Below are 18,629 nucleotides of genomic sequence, written 5' to 3' on the forward strand. Positions count from 1 at the left end.
TTCGCCCTCAATCCGGCACAATAACGGGCTTGGGGGCATAGCTTTTTCTGGTCGGACTCAGTACTCTCTCGCCACTCTTTTTCCTGACCCAAGGAGTGCTCCGTGAGCGCCCCATCTTCACAACCTTCTGCCTCGCTTTGGCTTCCTATCACTCTCGCCAGCGTGATCCTGATGATCACGATGGGTATCCGTCAGACCGTGGGGCTATTTGTGCACCCTATCGTGATGGAAACGTCGATGAGTATCGCCGAAATCAGCATGGCGCTGGCGATTGGCCAATTGATGTGGGGAGCCTTCCAGCCGCTGTTTGGCGCATGGGCTGATAAACGCGGCGCGTTCAGCGTACTGGTGCTTGGCGCGCTGATGATTGCACTGGGTCAGATTGGCACGCTGTGGGCTGCGTCGTTTCTGCCCTTAACCCTGGCGCAAGGTCTGCTCAGCCCAGCAGGTGCCGCTGCAGGCAGCTTCTCGGTACTGATTGGCGTCGTGGCCAGCCGTCTGCCTACCGATAAGGGTTCCATGGCAAGCGGGCTGATCAACGCCGGTGGTTCGGTTGGGCAGTTTATCTTTGCCCCACTGGTGCAGTTGATTATCGGCCTGCGCGGTATGGCCTCCGGGCTGGTGTTTCTGGCGATTGCCGCCCTTGCGACCATCTTTCCATCCTGGATGCTGTGTCGTGGCGATAAACGTCAGCTGACACATGCGCCTGCCTCATCGGTGGCCGACCCAGGACTTAAGCAGCAGATCGCCCTCGCCTTTCGTAACCCAAGCTATCTGTTGCTGCACGCAGGCTTTCTCACCTGCGGTTTTCACGTCGCATTTCTGACCACCCATCTGCCATCTGAAGCCGCGCTCTGCGGACACGATGCCACCGTCCCGGCTATCAGCCTGTCGCTGATTGGCTTATGCAACATTGCGGGCAGCATCATGGCGGGTTTTCTCGGCAAGCGTTATCCGATGAAGTACATTCTGGCGGTGCTGTATGCCTCCCGCGCGGTGATGATTGCGCTGTTTCTGGTTTCTTCGAAATCAGAAGCAGCCTTTTATCTCTTCGCCTGCGCAATCGGCTTTACCTGGCTTGCCACCGTGCCGCCGACGGCAGGCATCATCGGCAAGCTCTTTGGTACCCGCTATCTGGCAACGCTGTTTGGTTTTACGCTGTTTACCCATCAGATGGGGGCCTTTTTCGGTGCCTGGCTGGGCGGCGTGGCGATGCAGTACGAAGGAAGTTTGACGTGGGTGTGGTACGCGGATATTGCGCTGGCGCTGCTGGCCGCGCTGGTGAATCTACCGATTAAAGAAAAAAGCGTCGCCGTTCGCGTCAGCGACATGGCGTAAAAAAAGCGGGCTATCAGAGCCCGCTTTTCACTTTATACCAACCTGTTACTGCTGCTTGCTTTGATGACGTAGCACCTGCAGGCAGCGCTTGAGCTGGTCGTCCAGCGGCGCTTCAATGCGCAGCACTTCACCCGTACCCGGGTGAGTAAACTTCAGTGCCGCAGCATGCAGGAACAGACGGTTCAGGCCAGTGCCTGCGAGCTGTTTATCAAACTCGCGATCGCCATAGCGGTCATCGAAGGCAATCGGGTGACCGGCATGCAGCGTGTGTACGCGGATCTGGTGCGTACGCCCGGTCACTGGGCTGCAGCGCACCAGCGTGGCGTGGATATAGCGCTCTTCCACCTTAAAGCGGGTTTCAGACGGCTTCCCTTCCTGGCTCACGCGCACAATACGCTCGCCGCTTTGGAGAATATTTTTCAGCAGCGGTGCCTGCACCACTTTAACGTGGGACTGCCACTGACCGCGCACCAGCGCCAGGTAATCTTTTTGCATCCCTTTTTCGCGCAGCTGTTCGTGCAGCGAACGCAGCGCAGAGCGCTTCTTCGCCACCAGCAGGACGCCGGAGGTATCGCGGTCCAGGCGGTGCACCAGTTCAAGGAAACGGGCTTCCGGGCGTAAGGCGCGCAGCCCTTCAATCACGCCAAAGCTCAGGCCGCTGCCGCCGTGCACGGCGGTACCAGAAGGCTTATTCAGCACAAGGATATGATCGTCTTCATAGAGGATCACATCGCTCAGCGCCGCTACTTTTTGCAGATGCGGCGACACCGCCTCTTCTTCACGCTCAGCGACGCGCACCGGTGGGATACGCACTTCATCACCGGCTTCCAGCTTATATTCTGGTTTGATGCGTTTTTTGTTTACCCGCACTTCGCCCTTACGCAGGATGCGGTAAATCATGCTCTTCGGCACGCCCTTCAGCTGGGTGCGCAAAAAGTTGTCAATTCGTTGCCCGGCTTCATCAGCGCTAATGGCAATCATTTTTACGGTCGGAGTCTCAGTTTTCATGGTGCGCGATTCTAAATATCCCGGCTCAATAGCGCCACTCATTTTTCTATGCTTATATTTATCATTACCCATTTCTGACGTTGCTTCACCCTATGAGTTGTTTGTTATTAGAACAATCTCATCGGACTGGTGAAAAAACTGTGAGTAACCGGGTGATAAAAGGTGAAAGTCATCTTGCTATAACCAGGTTAGCAAGGAATAATGAATCTGTTTTCCGTGTTGAACCTGGAATAACAAGGATATTTACGGAATGACCAGTTTTGTCCGTCCGATCATCCACGCAGCAATGGCGTAAGACGTATTGATCGTTCAGACAGTTAGCGGGCTGCGAGTTGCAGTCCTTACCGGTACATATACTGTATGAATTTTAGATGGCAGACAGAAAACGCAACGGGAAACATCCGTGCAGACCTCTACCTTCTGAAAGATAACGAGTATAAATGGAATCTTCTCTGGAGAGTTATCCCAGGCTGTTCCCCAAATAATTGCGCTGTGTTTCCGCTTGAAACACAGGCTACCGACACTCTGCGCCTCTTAAGCGAGCGACAACCGTGAGGTTGGCGACGTGAATAGTCACGAGGCCATCGGTTTACCCCGGAAAGGCAACACTCTGCTCGCAGCTTAGTCGTCAATGTAAGAATAATGAGTAAGTTACGATGAAAAGAATGTTAATCAACGCAACTCAGCAGGAAGAGTTGCGTGTCGCCCTCGTTGATGGGCAGCGTCTGTACGATCTGGATATTGAAAGCCCAGGACACGAACAGAAAAAAGCGAACATCTACAAAGGCAAAATTACCCGTATTGAACCAAGTCTCGAAGCCGCATTTGTTGATTACGGCGCCGAACGTCATGGTTTCCTCCCCCTCAAAGAAATTGCTCGCGAATACTTCCCTGCTAATTACAACGCTCATGGTCGTCCGAACATCAAAGACGTACTGCGCGAAGGTCAGGAAGTTATCGTTCAGATTGATAAAGAAGAGCGCGGCAACAAAGGCGCTGCGCTGACCACCTTTATCAGTCTTGCGGGCAGCTACCTGGTGCTGATGCCGAATAACCCACGTGCTGGCGGTATCTCCCGTCGCATCGAAGGTGACGATCGCACCGAGCTGAAAGAAGCGCTGGCAAGCCTCGAGCTGCCGGACGGCATGGGCTTAATCGTACGTACCGCTGGCGTAGGTAAATCCGCCGAAGCGCTGCAGTGGGATTTAAGCTTCCGTCTGAAGCACTGGGAAGCTATCCAGAAAGCCGCAGACAGCCGCCCTGCCCCGTTCCTGATTCACCAGGAAAGCAACGTGATTGTTCGCGCCTTCCGCGACTATCTGCGCCAGGACATCGGCGAAATCCTGATCGATAACCCGAAAGTGATGGAGATGGCGCGTCAGCACATTTCTGCGCTGGGTCGTCCGGATTTCAGCAGCAAAATCAAACTGTACACCGGTGAAATCCCGCTGTTCAGCCACTACCAAATCGAATCGCAGATTGAATCCGCTTTCCAGCGTGAAGTCCGTCTGCCGTCAGGCGGTTCTATCGTTATCGATAGCACCGAAGCGCTGACCGCTATCGATATCAACTCCGCACGCGCCACTCGCGGCGGCGATATCGAAGAAACCGCATTCAATACCAACCTGGAAGCGGCCGATGAAATCGCCCGTCAGCTCCGCCTGCGTGACCTCGGCGGCCTGATCGTTATCGACTTTATCGACATGACCCCGGTACGCCACCAGCGCGCGGTTGAAAACCGTCTGCGTGAAGCGGTGCGTCAGGATCGTGCGCGTATTCAGATCAGCCACATTTCTCGCTTCGGCCTGCTGGAGATGTCCCGTCAGCGTCTGAGCCCATCACTGGGTGAATCCAGCCACCACGTCTGCCCACGCTGCTCCGGCACCGGTACCGTGCGTGACAACGAATCGCTGTCGCTCTCCATTCTGCGTCTGATTGAAGAAGAAGCGCTGAAAGAGAACACCAAAGAAGTTCATGCAATTGTCCCAGTGCCAATTGCCTCTTACCTGCTGAACGAAAAGCGCGCCGCTATCAGCGCCATCGAATCCCGTCAGGGCGATGTTCGCTGCATCATCGTGCCAAACGATCAGATGGAAACCCCGCACTACTCCGTACTGCGCGTGCGTAAAGGTGAAGAGACCACTACCCTGAGCTACCTGCTGCCGAAGCTGCATGAAGAAGCCATGGCGCTGCCGGTAGAAGAAGAGTTCGTTGAGCGTAAGCTGCCTGAACAGCCAGCGCTGGCGACCTTCGTGATGCCTGAAGTGCCAGAGCCTACGGCTGTCAAAACTGCTGCTGTTGCCGCTGCGCCACAGGCTACAGCGACCGCTGCTGCCGCACCTGCAGCACCAGGCCTGATCTCCCGTTTCTTCGGCGCACTGAAAAACCTGTTTGCCGGTACCCCGGAAACGCCAGTTGAAGCTCAGCCTGAGAAGCAGGAAGCCAAGCCTGAACGTCAGCAGGAACGTCGCAAACCGCGTCAGAACAACCGTCGCGACCGTAATGACCGCGGCGAACGTAACGACCGCCGTGGCGATCGCAACGAGCGTAACGAACGTAACGACCGTGGTGAAAACGCCGAAGGCCGTGAGCCGCGCGAGAGCCGTGAAGGCCGCGAGGACAACCGCCGCAACCGTCGTGAGAAGCCACAGCAGACCGGTGAAGCACGTGAAAACCGTCAGGTCGCTGCCGTAGACGACAGCGAGAAAGCGAAATCCCGTGACGAGCAGCAGCAGTCCCGCCGCGAACGTAACCGCCGCCGCAACGACGAAAAACGTCAGCAGCCGCAGGAAGCTAAGCCGCAGAGCCGCGAAGAGCAGCCGGTCATTGCTGAGGAAACCGCAGCGGAAGAGCGCGTTCAGAACATGCCGCGTCGCAAGCCGCGCCAGCTGTCGCAGAAAGTGCGTATCGAAACCCCTGAGCAGACCGCAGCACGTGAACTGATTGCTGATGAACCGCAGCAGGAAGAAGCACCACGTACCGCTCTGGCGAAAGTTGACCTGCCAGCCGTCGTTGATGTTCCGGCGCAAGCCGAGCAGGACGATAGCGCAGAAGGTCGTGATAACAACGGTATGCCACGTCGCTCCCGTCGTTCTCCACGTCACCTGCGCGTCAGCGGTCAGCGTCGCCGTCGCTACCGTGATGAGCGTTACCCGACCCAGTCACCAATGCCGCTGACCGTCGCCTGTGCGTCGCCAGAACTGGCATCCGGTAAAGTGTGGATCCGTTACCCGGTTGCACAGGTTCAGGATCAGGCTATCGTTGATGCACCGGTTGAGCAGGAAGAGATTGCACAGCCAATCGTGGCAGAAACCGTTGAGCAAGCCGTAGCGCCTATCGCTGCCGCTGAGCCAGTTGCACCAGTAGCTGTTGAAGCGCCGGTACAGCCTGCAGAAGTGGTTGAGCCAGAAGCTGTCGTTGAACCTGTTGTGGTCGTTGCTGAAGCAGCGGCACCTGCGCTGGAAGAGACCCCTACTCCGGTCGTTACAGAAGCGGTAGCTGAAGAGCCAGTCGTTGTTGAAGAAGCGCCGGTACAGCCGGTTGCCGAAACCGCAGCGCCGGTTGAAGAAGCCAACGTGGAAGCCGAACCGGCTGCCGCAGAGCCAGTGGTTGAAGCTCCGGTAGCAGTAACGCCTGACGTGGTTGCGCCAGTTGTCGCAGCAGCTCCGGTCGTTGAAGCACCAGTGGTTGCTCCGACACCGGTTGTCGAAGCGCCCGTTGTCGCCGAGCCAGCCCCTGCCGCCGCTCACCATGCCACGGCACCAATGACCCGCGCGCCTGCGCCAACCTACGTGCCTGAAGCGCCGCGTCACAGCGACTGGGTTCGCCCTGCCTTTGACTTCGACGGTAAAGGTTCCGCCGGTGGTCACAGCGCAACGCATACCGCGACCTCAGGTCCAACCCGCCCGCAGCCGGTTGAATAACCGCCGCGCGTAAAATAAAAAATCGGCCCTGGTGGCCGATTTTTTTTACCCTCTTTTTGGCTGCTGCATGCCGGCAATTTGCGGCATCACTTCCCGCATCAGGTCGAGAAACTTGCGCAGCCGCGTCGGGTAGTATCGCGCCCACGGATACACCAGGTGCACCGGCAGCGGTGCGGCCTGCCACTGCGGCAATAGCTCAATTAGCTCCCCACTCGCTAATTCCGCCTCCACCGTCCAGCTTGAAACAATCGCCACGCCCACGTGCGCCAGCGCTGCATTCTTCGCCACGTACAGGCTGTCAGTGCTGAGCCGTGCCGCCACCGCGACATTCACCATCTCATCACTCTCGGTATGGCGTAGCGAGACCTCATGCTGATAGAAGGTGCTGATAGCAACCCACGGCAGCGCGGAGAGCAACTCAGGGCTGTCCACCGCCGGATAGCGCGCAAGCAGTTCTGGCGAGGCCACAATACAGCGCGGCACTTCCGCGAGCAGCACGGATACCGTTGCCGGGTCAACATCGGCCCCCACGCGGATCGCGCAATCAATATTATCGCTGATAAAGTCCACCGCTTTGTCATGGAGCATCCACTCCACCGACAGCTGCGGATAGCGCGCCAGAAAGCCCACCAGCGGCGTCAACAGCTGTTGCTGACCAAAAGCATGCGGCGCGCGTACCCGCAGCGTGCCGACCGGCTGGTCGTCAGAAAACTGTAAGGCATCTTCCAGCGCCAGCCAGGACTCCACCACCTGACGGGCATGCTGATAGCAGCGCTCACCGTCGTCCGTCAGCTTCATGGCATGCGTAGAGCGCTGCAGCAGCCTCGCGCCCAGCATCTCCTCCAGCGATTGCAGGCGGCGGCTGACGGTGGCCTGGGTGGTCTGTAGCTGCCGAGCAGCAGCGGAGAGCGAGCCGGACTCGACAATGCGAATAAAGGTTCGCATCAGCTCCACGCGATCTATACGCTCATTTCTTTTCATTATCGTTTTGCCTATACGTCAAACGTATAACTGTTTTACCACCTTGCCGGCTACCGCTCTACCCAAAAGACGCGGAAAATGCGCCTCATACACCGTTGAGGACAACAACATCATGAACAATCACGCCGCATCAACACAGGCAAACGGCCTGCTTATTTTTATCCTGGCGCTGGGTGCTGGGTTTAGCGTCGCCGCCATTTATTACGCCCAGCCGCTGCTTCCGCTGATGGGCGCGACCTTAAACCTGAGCGTGGAAGGCATGGGGCTGATTCCTACCCTGACCCAGGCCGGCTACGCGTTGGGGATTCTGTTTCTGCTGCCGCTGGGTGACCGCTACGACCGCCGGACGCTCATTCTGCTGAAAAGCCTGTCGCTGGCGGTACTGCTGCTGGTTTACAGCCTGACCCAGCAGTTTCACTCGCTGCTGGCGGTGAGTTTGCTTATCGGGATGGCAGCCACCATGGCGCAGGATATTGTCCCGGCGGCGGCGATCCTCGCTCCGGCTGGCAAGCAGGGAAAAATTGTGGGTACGGTGATGACCGGCCTGCTGCTGGGTATCCTGCTGTCACGTACCGTGAGCGGTGTGGTGGGTGAAGTATTTGGCTGGCGCATTATGTACCAGGCCGCCGCCGTCAGCATTGCGCTGATTGGTGCCCTGCTGTGGCGCGTGCTGCCGAATTTTACCGCCCACTCAGAGCTGCATTATCCGGCGCTGATGGCTTCAATGGCGCACCTGTGGCGTCGCTACCCGACGCTGCGTCGTGCCGCCATGGCGCAGGGTTTTCTCTCTATCGCCTTTAGTGCCTTCTGGTCTACCCTTGCCGTGATGCTGGCCGAGCACTACCACATGGGCAGCGCCGTTGCCGGTGGGTTCGGTATCGCCGGTGCCGCCGGGGCATTAGCCGCACCGCTGGCAGGGGGTCTGGCAGATAAAGTCGGTGCCGAAAAGGTCACTCAATTGGGCGCTTTGCTGGTCAGCATCTCATTTGCCCTGATGCTGCTGCTCCCCGTTCTGCCGCCGATGGCGCAGCTGGCGCTGATTGCCATTTCTGCCGTGGGCTTCGATCTGGGTCTGCAGTCGAGCCTGGTGGCGCATCAGAACCTGGTCTATAGCCTTGAGCCGCAGGCTCGTGGTCGCCTGAACGCGCTGCTGTTCACCGGGGTGTTTATCGGGATGTCCGTGGGTTCAGTGCTGGGTACGCAGGTTTATGCGATGGCCGGTTGGGAAGGCGTGGTCGTCCTGGCGACGATTGCTGGTCTGGTGGCGCTCGCCATTCGCATCAGCGAGACCTGGCGTCTGCGTAACGCCGCGCTGAACGCGCAGTAAGCGATGAAAAAAAGCCCGCGACGGGGTAGTGACGCGGGCGATAAAAACATATCCAGTTTCCAGATATGTCAAAACTTACATGTTTTATTTATTCAGTTGGAACAGCGACATTCCCTGCATATCCGTAAACGCTTTGTACGCTGCCTGTAGTGCGGTTTGCTGCATGGTGTAATTCGAAATCGTTTCGTTCCAGTCTACGTCGACCAGGTTGCTCATCTGCTGGGTTTGCGCCAGCGCACGGTCATCGCCCAGCGAATCGAGCTTATCGAGTTCGTTAAGCTGGGTACCCAGTTCGGCGCGTACGGTCAACACGTTGTTCAGCGAGTTGCTGAGGCTACGGTTGGTGCGGTCAATCACCGCCGCCGCCGCGTCTTTTTTGGTGTCGTCGTCACCAACCGGAGCTTTAAGCGCCGCAATCGCCGTGTCTAACGCCGTGAAGATATTCGTATCCGCATCCGGTTTAGCATTGCTGGTCGCACTGTCAAACACGAGGTTGCCGGTATGACCAATAACCATGGTGCGCGATGAATCAACCTGTTGTTCAACGTTGAGTGTCCCGCCGTTATAGACGCCCTGATCGTCAAACGGTGCCGTATCCGTTTTATAACCGGCGAAAATATAGCGCCCGTTACCGTCGGTGCTGTTGGCCAGGTTGAGGATCTGATCGCGGATGCCCTGCAGATCGGTAGCCAGAGAGGCGCGGTCATCATCGCTCAGCGTGCCGTTCCCAGCGTAGACAATCTTCTCCTGTGCCGACTGGATAGCCGTCGTGACCTGAGCCAGCGTTTTCTCTTCAATCGTTACACGCTGAGTAGCAAAGGTTCTCGCGCTCGCATACTGACTGTTCTGCGCCTGCGCCTGCGACAGCACGACGGCCTGAGAGGCGGCGACCGGGTCGTCCGACGCGCGGTTAACCCGCTTGCCGGTCGACATCTGTTCACCGTACTTCATCCAAGCAGACTGAGAATCGGTAATGCCTCTCATGTTCTGCTGATACATCATTAGGGTACTAACGCGCATGATGGTCCCTCTTCTTAGCGAATATTAATTAATGCGTCGAAGATGGTGCTTGCGGTTTGCAGCACCTGCGCATTGGCCAGGTAATACTGTTGATAAAGCTGCAGGTTGCCATACTCTTCATCGAGGTTAACCCCGGAGATTGACTGCTGCTGCTGAGTTAACTCGGTCACCACGCTTGCCTGCGTAGTGTTGCTGCTCTTCAGCGTGGCGGTTTTGGTCCCGATAGTACTCACCAGCGAGGCATAGGCATCGTTGAAGGTCTTCGAGCCGCCCACCACTTTGCTGTTTTGCAGGTCAAGCAGCTTTTGACCGTTGCGGTTATCGCTCTCGCCACCGTCTTTCGCGCCTGCGACCGCAAGCTCTGATTCGCTCGTAACCCCAACGCCCATATTGACGATCGCATCGCTCACCGGTTTGACAATAAAGCTGTCCCCTTCCGTCAGCGGCTTCGTTCCTGGCGCTATGTTGACGGTCAGACCGTCAAATTGCAGGCTCGTGGCGGTGCTGGTGTTGTCCAGCGTCACAGAGGTATTGTCCGACGTACGCGTCACCTGCCAGTCACCGTTGACGTAGGCCACTTTGTAGTCGGTTGCTTGCACCTTCGATGGGGTATCGATGGTGGCGCTCACGATCGATGTACCTTTGTTATTGGTGTTACTCACCACCGCTGGGTTGCCCACCTGGAAGAAGGTCTTGCTGCCCGGGTTGCCGTTAGCATCGAACCCCTGGCTGTGGATATCATTAAACGCTTTCGCAAATGACATCGCCATCTGGTTGAGGGTGTTGCGCGTCTGGTCCAGATCCTGGGAGCGGAAGGTCAACATACCGCCCAGCGAGCCGGTGGTCAGCAGCTTTTCCGGAATCTCAACGTTGCCCGCGACGTTATCCACATACGCCACAGTAGTGCGCGTTGGATCGGCGCTGCTCGGTACCGCAGCAAGTTGGTTCGACTTTGTGCCCGCCACCAGCGTGTAACCGTTGGCCATGGTGATGTTATAGGTGCTGCCGTCCTGGACGTTGACCTCAACGCCCACGAGTTTGTTCAGATCGCTCACCAACTGATCGCGCTGATCCAGCAGGTCGTTCGGCGATGCCCCCGCCCCCACGCCGGTCAGACGTGAGATTTTGTCGTTCAGGCTGGCAATCTGCGAGGTGTAGTTGTTGATCTGCTCAACGGTCGAGGTGATGCTCAGGTTGACCTGTTTGTCCTGATCGCGCAGATACTGATCGGCAACCTTGAACTGGTTAACCACGCCATCGGCTTTGCCGAGCACGGTCTGACGTGCCGCCGGATCTTCGGCGTTGCTGACCAGCGTTTGCAGGCTGCTGAAGAAGTCCTGCAGGGTGGTCGAGATATTATTGGTCGTGCTCGCGAACATATTGTCGAGCTTAGAAACCTGCTCGTAGCGCGTCGCCAGACCGCTGCTCTGATTTTGTGCAGAACGCAGCTGGTTGGTGATAAACGCGTTGTACTCACGTTGAATGCTGGAGACATTAACGCCATTGCCCACCCAACCGCCCGCGCCCAGCGTGCTGTTGGCAGAAGCCAGCACCGTCGTCTGACGGGTGTATCCCGCTACGTTATAGCTGGAGATGTTGTTACTGGTGGTATTCAGCGCCGACTGTGCGGCGCTCAGCCCGCTCATCGCGCTGTTAATTAAACTGGACATGAACGCTCCTTCTTAAGACCATGGTATTACTTATCGGATATCGGACGGCAAACTTGAGGCTCATCAGAACAGATTTTCGATATCGTTACGGTAGGTATTGCTGACCTTGTCGCTCATCGCTTTTAGTTGCTGAATCATGCTGGTCAATTTGCGCGCATACTGCGGGTCGGTGGCGTAGCCAGCGTTCTGTAACGCCTGTGCGCCCTGCTCTGCCGTAGATGCGGAGGTCACCGCCGCATAGCGCGGGTTGCGAGTTAGCAGACTCACGTAGTCCGACAGCGCTTCCAGATACGAGCTGTAGACGCGGAATTTGGCTTTCACCTTCTTCGCTTCGCCGTTTTCAAATTCAGTGGTGGTGATTTCCGTCACCTTGCCCTTCCAGTCACCGGACGCCTTCACGCCGAACAGGTTAAAGCTTGGCTCGCCGTTTTCCCGGCGGATCTGCCGCTGCCCCCAGCCGGACTCCAGCGCGGCCTGCGCCAGAATCAGGTGGTGAGGAATACCGCTCTGTTCGCTCGCCAGCCGCGCCGGAAGCGACAGCTGGGCGAGGAAGTCTTTGCTGTCGCCGGAGAGCGGCGTATCGCTGCTGTCCGGCGCCTTCGGCAGCGCCTTACGCACCATCTGCGTCAGCGCGGCATTCTGGTAGCTGGTCACCGTCTGCATATCGAACTTCATCGGTACCTGGCCGACGTTGTCGGCCGGTTCCTGCTGCTGCGTCGACAGCTGTTTGACCATCTCTTCCGCCAGGCCCAGACCTTTTCCTGCGGTCATCTGCTGGGCTATTTGCTGGTCATACATACTGGTGTAGAGCCGCGTCTGGTCGCTGCTGAAAAGACCGTCTTTCGGCAGCGTTTCACGCATGCTTTTCAGCATCATCTGCACGAACATCCCTTCCACCTGACGCGCCACCGGCCGCAGGTTGGCCTGCGGGTCCTGCCCGGCCTTGGTTTTCAGTTCATTCAGTGACTGCGCATCCCAGGCGGCGCTTGCCAGTAATTTGCTGTCGGTCAGCATTAGACAATCTCCACCTTGGCGCGCAGGCAACCTGCGCTCTGCATCGCCTGAATAATCGACATCAGGTCGATTGGCGTTGCCCCCAGCGCATTCAATGCACGCACCACGTTGTTGAGGTTGGCGCTGGCGCGAATGCTCTGCAGCGAACCGCCGCTCTGGCGAAGGTCAATTTGCGTTTGCGGCGTGACCACGGTACGGCCGCCAGCAAACGGCGTATCCGGCTGGCTCACCTGCGCGGAGCGGTTAACGGTAACGGACAGGTTACCTTGCGCGACGGCACAGCTATCCAGCGTCACTTCACGGTTCATGACCACCGATCCGGTACGAGAGTTGATAATGATCTTCGCGTCCTGCGGCGTGGTACCCACTTCCAGGTTCTGGATATCCGCCAACAGACGAACCTGACCACTGCCGCCCACCGGCGCACGCACCTGCACGGTACGCGCATCCAGCGCGGTAGCATTGCCGAGGCTGCTGCGACGGTTAATGGTATCGGCAATCTGCTGAGCCATGGTGAAGTCATCATCGTTCAACTGCAGGTTGATGGTATTACCTGCACCAAACTGCGTTGGCAGTTCACGCTCGATGGTCGCCCCGCCGGTAATACGCCCGCCGTTCAGCTGGTTCACCTGCACGCTACTGCCACCAGCGGCCGCACCGGCACCGCCCACCAGAATGTTGCCCTGCGCCAGCGCATACACCTGGCTGTCCACGCCTTTCAGCGGGGTCATCAGCAGCGTACCGCCGCGCAGGCTTTTGGCGTTACCCATTGAGGAGACCACCACGTCGATGTTCTGCCCCTGACGACCGAATGCCGGAAGCTGCGCGGTAACCATCACCGCCGCCACGTTTTTCAGCTGCATATTGGTGCCCGCTGGCACGGTGATACCCAACTGAGAGAGCATGTTGTTCAGGCTCTGGGTGGTAAACGGCGTTTGCGTCGTCTGGTCACCCGTGCCATCAAGCCCCACCACCAGGCCATAGCCAATCAGCGAGTTTTCCCTCACCCCCTGCACGCTGGTGAGGTCGCGGATGCGTTCGGCGTGCGCCAGGCTGGTCATCAGCACCAGCGTCAGGGTTAGCAGAGTTTTAAACATGGTTCACCTCGTTACATCGGCGATAAGTTAAGGAAGAAACGCTGCAGCCAGCCCATATTCTGCGCTTCGTTGATATAGCCGTTGCCGACATATTCGATGCGCGCATCCGCCACCTGGGTGGACGGTACGGTGTTGCTGCCGCTGATAGTGCGCGGGTTAACCACCCCAGAGAAGCGGATAAATTCGGTGCCCTGGTTGATGGCAATCTGTTTTTCGCCCACCACGTGCAGGTTGCCGTTGACCAGCACCTGATCGACGGTCACCGTCAGCGTGCCGCTAAAGGTGTTGCTGGCGTTAGCGCCGCCCTTGCCGTTAAAGGTGTTGCCACCGGAGGCGTCCACATCGGCGCGCGCATTGCCAAACAGGCCCTGCAGGTAGCGCGGCACGGTGTCGAAGCCGAAATTCGTTTTGCCATCGCGGCTGGCGTTTGCCGACGAGCTTTTGCTCGCGCTGACGTTTTCCTGCAGCACGATAGTCAGCGTATCGCCAATATTGCGCGGACGGCGGTCTTCAAACAGCGGTTGATAGCCGTAGTTAATCGGCTGCGCGGTCTGGAAAATAGAACCATTCGCCACCGGAACCGGGCCGGGAATTGGCTGGGCGGTTGTCGCCCCTTCCACCAGCGGCTTGGACGGCACGAGGGCGCACCCTGCCACGCTGAGTGCGACAACGGTTAAAAGCGGATAACGAAACGCTGCTGATTTTTGCATTGCTTTCTTCTTCTGAATCTCAATGTTTGCCCCGAGAGATCCCGGAGTCGGCGTTAAAACGCCTCGTCCGGGGAAATACCCGGCTACGCCTTACAGCTGCGTCAGTTTTTGCAGCATCTGGTCGGTCGTCGATACCGCTTTACTGTTGATTTCGTACGCGCGCTGCACCTGAATCATGTTGACTAACTCTTCCGCCACGTTGACGTTAGAGGTTTCGACATAGCCCTGATACAGCAGACCCGCACCGTTCAGACCCGGCGTGGTGTCGTTTGGCGCCCCGGAAGCCTGGGTTTCGATGTACAGGTTTTCACCAATACTTTCGAGCCCGGTGTCGTTCATAAAAGTCGACAGATTCAACTGCCCCACCTGCACCGGGTTCGTCTGCCCCTGCTGGGTCACGCTGACGATACCGTCACGGCCGATGGTGATGCTGATGGCGTTCGCCGGAATGGTGATCGCCGGCTGCACCTGATAGCCGCTGGCAGTCACCAGTTGACCGTTCTGGTCAACCTGGAACGAACCGTCACGGGTATAGGCCGAGGAGCCGTCCGGCAGCAGGATCTGGAAGAACCCGTCGCCTTTGATCGCCACGTCTTTACTGTTGTTGGTTTGCGACAGGTTGCCCTGGCTGTGCAGACGCTCGGTCGCCACGGGACGCACCCCGGTACCGATCTGCAGGCCTGACGGCAGCGTCGTTTGTTCGGATGACTGTGCACCCGGCTGGCGAACGGTTTGATAGAGCAAGTCTTCAAATACCGCGCGCTGGCGCTTAAAACCATTGGTACTGACGTTCGCCAGGTTGTTGGCGATAACGTCCATATTGGTTTGCTGCGCGTCGAGACCGGTTTTCGCGATCCATAATGAACTGATCATAGTTTTCCTTAGCTCATTGACAGCAACTGGTTAGCTTTCTGCGTGTTTTCATCCACGCTGCTGATAACCTTCATCTGCATTTCAAAGCGGCGCGAGCTGGCTATCATGTCCGCCATTGCCGCCACGGGTTTTACGTTGCTGCCTTCCAGCACGCCGGACTGCAGGCGCAGCGTTGGGTCAGCCTGTAAGGTTGGCCCACGCGTCGCCACCGCCGACGGCGTGAGGTGGAACAGTCCATCATCGCCGCGCGCCACTTCCGTTGCCGTGGCTTTGACGACCTTCAGCTTACCGACCGGGGAAACCGTGTTTGGCGGATCCCCCGGCGTCAGTGCGGAAATGGTGCCGTCCGAAGCGATAGTCACCTGCGAACCTTCCGGCACGCTCAGCGGCCCGGTCTCACCGATCACCGGGTTGCCCTGAATCGTGAGTTGCCCGGTGGAGCTGACCTGGATATTACCGTTACGGGTATAGCCTTCGCTCCCGTCCGCCGACTGTACTGCCAGCCAACCGTCCTGCTGAATCGCCACGTCCAGCGGACGCGCGGTGTAGTCCAGTTGGCCTGGCGTCATATCCGCGCCCGGCGTGGTGGCAGCCACCAGAGTACGCGTCTCAACGGACGGCCCCACGACCGGCACCGCACGCATGGCGGTGAGCTGGGCACGAAAGCCCGGCGTTGATGTATTGGCAAGGTTGCTCGCCGTGACCGCCTGCTGCTGCATGGTCTGACTGGCGGCGCCCATTGCCGTATATATCGCGTGATCCATGAGGTCACCCTATTAGACGATTAACGCAGGTTAACCAGCGTGTTGAGGATCTGATCCTGGGTTTTAATGGTCTGGGCATTCGACTGATAGTTACGCTGCGCCACGATCATATTCACCAGCTCTTTACTCAGGTCGACGTTGGAAGCTTCCAGCGCGCCGTTGGTCAGCGAGCCAAAGTTACCGGTCCCCGCCGTACCCAGCAGCGCGACGCCAGAAGACTGGGTCGCAGACCAGACGTTATCGCCTTCAGATTGCAGGCCGCCGGTGTTGGAGAAGTTAGCGAGCACAATCTGCCCCAGCAGTTGGCTTTGACGGTTGGAGTAGTTACCCACTACCGAGCCATCATCGTTGACCTGATAGCTCACCAGGCTGCCCGGCGCATAGCCGTTCTGGGTGGTGGCCACCACATCGCTGGAGCCGGTGTTTTGCTGCATGGAGTTGAGGAAGCTGAGGTTGAAGGTCCCTGCCAGTGAGCCATTCAGTGAGGCAACCTGAATAGCGATTTCAGGCGTTGCATTCTCTGTAGCATTGAGATCCCAGGTTGCCGGATTATTGCCGGCATTTAGGGTGTAATTTGTCACGGTATCCAGAGTACCGTTATCGGTGAACGCCATCTGCGCCGCTTTCACCGGGGTGGCACCACTGACGCTAGTATCCTGTGTCCAGACATCCCACTTGTTCGGCGCCGTTTTTACGTAGTAAACGTTCAGATCGTGCGAGTTGCCCAGGCTGTCATAAACGGTGACGGTACCCTTTTTGTTATAGGTATCCGGATCGCTTGGGTTGAACGTTTTAGTCGTCGGAATCGCCGTATCCGTCGAGTTCAGGTTCATCTGCATGGTGCCAGTAGTCGACGCTTTCGCTGACATCAGCGTGTTCGGAATCGACAGCGCTACCGGGTTTGCCCCCTGCTGGATGGTCGGCGGCGTGCCGCTTGCCGGATAGCCCGTCAGGTTCAGCCCCTGCGAGTTCACCAGGTTGCGGTTCTCATCGAGTGAGAACTGACCGTTACGGCTGTAGTAGACCGCACCATTGGTATCGACCAGACGGAAGAAGCCGTTCTGGCTAATCGCCACGTCAAGCGCGCGGCCGGTACTGGTGGTGGTGCCGTCGGTAAAGTCCTGGGTGATCCCCGCAACTTTAACGCCCAGCCCGACTTTGGAACCAGCGAACATATCAGCAAACGAAGCCGACCCGGATTTAAACCCGTAGGTGGCGGAGTTGGCGATGTTGTTGCCGATAACATCGAGGTTGGTGGCAGCCGCGTTTAAACCGCTGACCGCTTGTGAAAAGGCCATAACGTCTCTCCTGAAATTGTTAAAGGCTTAGATAATCTGGCGAACCTGGTCCATCGTGGTGGTGCCGTAGGTTCCCAAATCCAGTTTGTTGCCGTCTTTGCCCAAGGTAACGCCCTGTACCAGCGCAAACTGCAGCGGTTGAACCACCAACTGCGTGGTGCCCTGACTGGCTGCAAAGCTGATGTTGTAAGCACCGTCCGGTGCTGCCGTGCCATCGTCCAGCTTGCCGTCCCAGGTAAAGGTATGAACGCCCGCGGTCTGTGCGCCCATATTTAATGTCCGGATCACTTTGCCGTTCCCATCGGTGATGGTCGCGGTGACCTTATCGGCCGCCTGCGTCAGCTCAATGCCGAATGGCGTGGTGTCCACGCTCTCGTTTTCGCTGCCCGCACTTTTCCCCGCCAGAATGGTGCTGCCGGGGATCATCACACCGTGGCCGACCAGCGAACTGGCCTGCAACGACTGGCTGCTGTCAATCTGTCCGGAGATGGAACCGAGCGTGGTATTGAGTTTCTCAATGCCGCTCAGGGTGCTGATCTGCGCCAGCTGTGAGGTTAATTCGTTGTTTTGCAGCGGATTGGTCGGGTCCTGGTTTTTCAGCTGAGCCACGAGCAGCGTCAGAAAGCTGCTCTGCAGGTCAGATGAACTGTTGGTCCCGGTGCTGCTCAGCGCCGAAGAGGCGGAGCTGCTGCTGGAGGTATCATTAATATTGGATACGACAGACATCGGTTATCTCCCTTATTGTCCAAGCGTCAACGTTTTCAGCATCATGCTTTTGACGGTGTTCAGTACTTCGACGTTGGCCTGATAGCTGCGCGATGCCGACATGGTGTTCACCATCTCGCCAACCACGTCCACGTTAGGCATGCGGACATACCCTTTGGCATCCGCCAGCGGGTTACCCGGCTGATAGACCAGTTTGTCCGGCTCCTGACTTTCCACCACGTCGGCCACCTTTACGCCGCCGGTCGCCGCGCCCATCGGCGCATCCACCTGAAACACCACCTGCTTGGCGCGATAAGGCTGACCATCCGGCCCGGCGACGCTGTCGGCGTTGGCGAGGTTACTGGCCGCGACGTTGAGACGTTTGGACTGCGCGGTCAGCGCCGACCCGGCAACGTCGAAGATATTGAGTAATGCCATGGATTAGTTCCCCTGCAGGACACTCATCATGCCCTTGATTTGTCCACCCAGAACCGTAAGACCGGTCTGGTACTGGAGGCTGTTATCGGCGAACTGCGTGCGTTCCCGGTCCATATCGACGGTGTTGCCATCCATCGCAGGCTGATCGGGAATGCGGTACAGCAGATCGGTCTCTGGCGTAGAGAGCGTCTGGGCGGGAATATGACGTTCGGAGGTCAGCGTCAGCGATACGCCGCTGCTTTCCGGCCGCCCGCGCGCCATCACTTTTTTGAGTTCACTGGCAAAATCAATATCGCGCGCCTGAAACCCGGGGGTATCCGCATTCGCGATATTGGCCGCCAGAATTTCCTGACGTTCTGCGCGCAGGTTGAGCGCTTCTTGCTGAAAACGTAAGGCGGCGTCGAGTTTGTCGAGCATGTCTCCTCCGCTAATGACAAAGTTTCAGCCGACAGCTTAAATCCCC

16 protein-coding genes are annotated in these 18,629 nt (G+C 57.7%); 3 read left to right on the top strand and 13 right to left on the bottom strand.

What is annotated here, in order from left to right; all coding sequences use genetic code 11:
* Positions 1-102: 102 nt before the first annotated feature.
* A complete protein-coding gene (locus tag V6940_RS09505) occupies positions 103-1,338 on the top strand; it encodes an MFS transporter (RefSeq protein ID WP_333495672.1) in 1,236 nt (411 codons plus the stop codon).
* 45 nt (positions 1,339-1,383) lie between these two features.
* On the opposite strand, the gene rluC is transcribed toward V6940_RS09505, so the two are convergent.
* Entirely contained in the window at positions 1,384-2,346 is a 963-nt protein-coding gene (gene rluC / locus V6940_RS09510; protein WP_333495673.1) for a 23S rRNA pseudouridine(955/2504/2580) synthase RluC, read from the bottom strand.
* Positions 2,347-3,002: 656 nt separating this feature from the next.
* Here rluC and rne point away from each other — a divergent pair.
* Positions 3,003-6,269: a ribonuclease E gene (rne, locus tag V6940_RS09515; protein ID WP_333495674.1), complete on the top strand. Its 3,267-nt coding sequence runs from the start codon at positions 3,003-3,005 to the stop codon at positions 6,267-6,269.
* 45 nt (positions 6,270-6,314) lie between these two features.
* Here rne and V6940_RS09520 read toward each other — a convergent pair whose 3' ends face one another.
* Positions 6,315-7,250: a LysR family transcriptional regulator gene (locus tag V6940_RS09520; RefSeq protein WP_333495675.1), complete on the bottom strand. Its 936-nt coding sequence runs from the start codon at positions 7,248-7,250 to the stop codon at positions 6,315-6,317.
* On the opposite strand from V6940_RS09520, the gene V6940_RS09525 reads away from it, so the two are divergent.
* On the top strand, positions 7,195-8,577 hold the full coding sequence (locus V6940_RS09525) for an MFS transporter (protein ID WP_442910792.1): 1,383 nt from the start codon (positions 7,195-7,197) through the stop codon (positions 8,575-8,577). The genes V6940_RS09520 and V6940_RS09525 overlap by 56 nt on opposite strands.
* 84 nt (positions 8,578-8,661) lie before the next feature.
* On the opposite strand, the gene flgL is transcribed toward V6940_RS09525, so the two are convergent.
* From flgL to flgB, 11 genes are all read right to left on the bottom strand, one after another.
* A complete protein-coding gene (flgL, locus tag V6940_RS09530; RefSeq protein ID WP_333495677.1) occupies positions 8,662-9,597 on the bottom strand; it encodes a flagellar hook-associated protein FlgL in 936 nt (311 codons plus the stop codon).
* A 14-nt stretch (positions 9,598-9,611) separates the two neighbouring features.
* On the bottom strand, positions 9,612-11,267 hold the full coding sequence (gene flgK, locus V6940_RS09535; protein WP_333495678.1) for a flagellar hook-associated protein FlgK: 1,656 nt from the start codon (positions 11,265-11,267) through the stop codon (positions 9,612-9,614).
* Positions 11,268-11,330: 63 nt separating this feature from the next.
* Entirely contained in the window at positions 11,331-12,281 is a 951-nt protein-coding gene (flgJ, locus tag V6940_RS09540; RefSeq protein WP_185666421.1) for a flagellar assembly peptidoglycan hydrolase FlgJ, read from the bottom strand.
* Complete coding sequence (locus V6940_RS09545; RefSeq protein ID WP_333495679.1) at positions 12,281-13,378, bottom strand: flagellar basal body P-ring protein FlgI; 1,098 nt, start codon at positions 13,376-13,378, stop codon at positions 12,281-12,283. Before V6940_RS09545 ends, flgJ begins: the two co-directional genes overlap by 1 nt.
* A gap of 11 nt (positions 13,379-13,389) precedes the next feature.
* The gene (gene flgH, locus V6940_RS09550) at positions 13,390-14,088 is read right to left on the bottom strand and encodes a flagellar basal body L-ring protein FlgH (protein ID WP_333495680.1); all 699 of its coding nucleotides are present in this window, start codon (positions 14,086-14,088) and stop codon (positions 13,390-13,392) included.
* Between the two features lie 90 nt (positions 14,089-14,178).
* Complete coding sequence (flgG, locus tag V6940_RS09555) at positions 14,179-14,961, bottom strand: flagellar basal-body rod protein FlgG (protein ID WP_185666424.1); 783 nt, start codon at positions 14,959-14,961, stop codon at positions 14,179-14,181.
* 8 nt (positions 14,962-14,969) lie between these two features.
* Positions 14,970-15,725, bottom strand: a complete 756-nt coding sequence (locus V6940_RS09560) for a flagellar basal body rod protein FlgF (protein WP_185666425.1) — start codon at positions 15,723-15,725, stop codon at positions 14,970-14,972.
* A 20-nt stretch (positions 15,726-15,745) separates the two neighbouring features.
* On the bottom strand, positions 15,746-17,023 hold the full coding sequence (gene flgE / locus V6940_RS09565; protein WP_333495681.1) for a flagellar hook protein FlgE: 1,278 nt from the start codon (positions 17,021-17,023) through the stop codon (positions 15,746-15,748).
* A gap of 27 nt (positions 17,024-17,050) precedes the next feature.
* On the bottom strand, positions 17,051-17,749 hold the full coding sequence (gene flgD, locus V6940_RS09570) for a flagellar hook assembly protein FlgD (protein ID WP_185666427.1): 699 nt from the start codon (positions 17,747-17,749) through the stop codon (positions 17,051-17,053).
* A gap of 12 nt (positions 17,750-17,761) precedes the next feature.
* Entirely contained in the window at positions 17,762-18,166 is a 405-nt protein-coding gene (flgC, locus tag V6940_RS09575) for a flagellar basal body rod protein FlgC (RefSeq protein ID WP_163448115.1), read from the bottom strand.
* A gap of 3 nt (positions 18,167-18,169) precedes the next feature.
* Entirely contained in the window at positions 18,170-18,583 is a 414-nt protein-coding gene (flgB, locus tag V6940_RS09580) for a flagellar basal body rod protein FlgB (protein WP_185666428.1), read from the bottom strand.
* Positions 18,584-18,629: the final 46 nt, after the last annotated feature.

The sequence above is a fragment of the Kluyvera sp. CHPC 1.251 genome, assembly GCF_036759945.1.
Classification (GTDB): domain Bacteria; phylum Pseudomonadota; class Gammaproteobacteria; order Enterobacterales; family Enterobacteriaceae; genus Kluyvera; species Kluyvera sichuanensis.

What these genes read in the sequence shown, in the direction of transcription:
- flgJ (WP_185666421.1), bottom strand. Translation starts at nt 12,281, where the DNA reads ATGCTGACCGACAGCAAATTACTGGCAAGCGCCGCCTGGGATGCGCAG.
- flgH (WP_333495680.1), bottom strand. Translation starts at nt 14,088, where the DNA reads ATGCAAAAATCAGCAGCGTTTCGTTATCCGCTTTTAACCGTTGTCGCA.
- rne (WP_333495674.1), top strand. Translation starts at nt 3,003, where the DNA reads ATGAAAAGAATGTTAATCAACGCAACTCAGCAGGAAGAGTTGCGTGTC.
- V6940_RS09560 (WP_185666425.1), bottom strand. Translation starts at nt 15,725, where the DNA reads ATGGATCACGCGATATATACGGCAATGGGCGCCGCCAGTCAGACCATG.
- V6940_RS09525 (WP_442910792.1), top strand. Translation starts at nt 7,195, where the DNA reads ATGCGAATAAAGGTTCGCATCAGCTCCACGCGATCTATACGCTCATTT.
- flgL (WP_333495677.1), bottom strand. Translation starts at nt 9,597, where the DNA reads ATGCGCGTTAGTACCCTAATGATGTATCAGCAGAACATGAGAGGCATT.
- flgG (WP_185666424.1), bottom strand. Translation starts at nt 14,961, where the DNA reads ATGATCAGTTCATTATGGATCGCGAAAACCGGTCTCGACGCGCAGCAA.
- flgC (WP_163448115.1), bottom strand. Translation starts at nt 18,166, where the DNA reads ATGGCATTACTCAATATCTTCGACGTTGCCGGGTCGGCGCTGACCGCG.
- V6940_RS09520 (WP_333495675.1), bottom strand. Translation starts at nt 7,250, where the DNA reads ATGAAAAGAAATGAGCGTATAGATCGCGTGGAGCTGATGCGAACCTTT.
- flgB (WP_185666428.1), bottom strand. Translation starts at nt 18,583, where the DNA reads ATGCTCGACAAACTCGACGCCGCCTTACGTTTTCAGCAAGAAGCGCTC.
- flgE (WP_333495681.1), bottom strand. Translation starts at nt 17,023, where the DNA reads ATGGCCTTTTCACAAGCGGTCAGCGGTTTAAACGCGGCTGCCACCAAC.
- rluC (WP_333495673.1), bottom strand. Translation starts at nt 2,346, where the DNA reads ATGAAAACTGAGACTCCGACCGTAAAAATGATTGCCATTAGCGCTGAT.
- V6940_RS09545 (WP_333495679.1), bottom strand. Translation starts at nt 13,378, where the DNA reads ATGTTTAAAACTCTGCTAACCCTGACGCTGGTGCTGATGACCAGCCTG.
- flgK (WP_333495678.1), bottom strand. Translation starts at nt 11,267, where the DNA reads ATGTCCAGTTTAATTAACAGCGCGATGAGCGGGCTGAGCGCCGCACAG.
- flgD (WP_185666427.1), bottom strand. Translation starts at nt 17,749, where the DNA reads ATGTCTGTCGTATCCAATATTAATGATACCTCCAGCAGCAGCTCCGCC.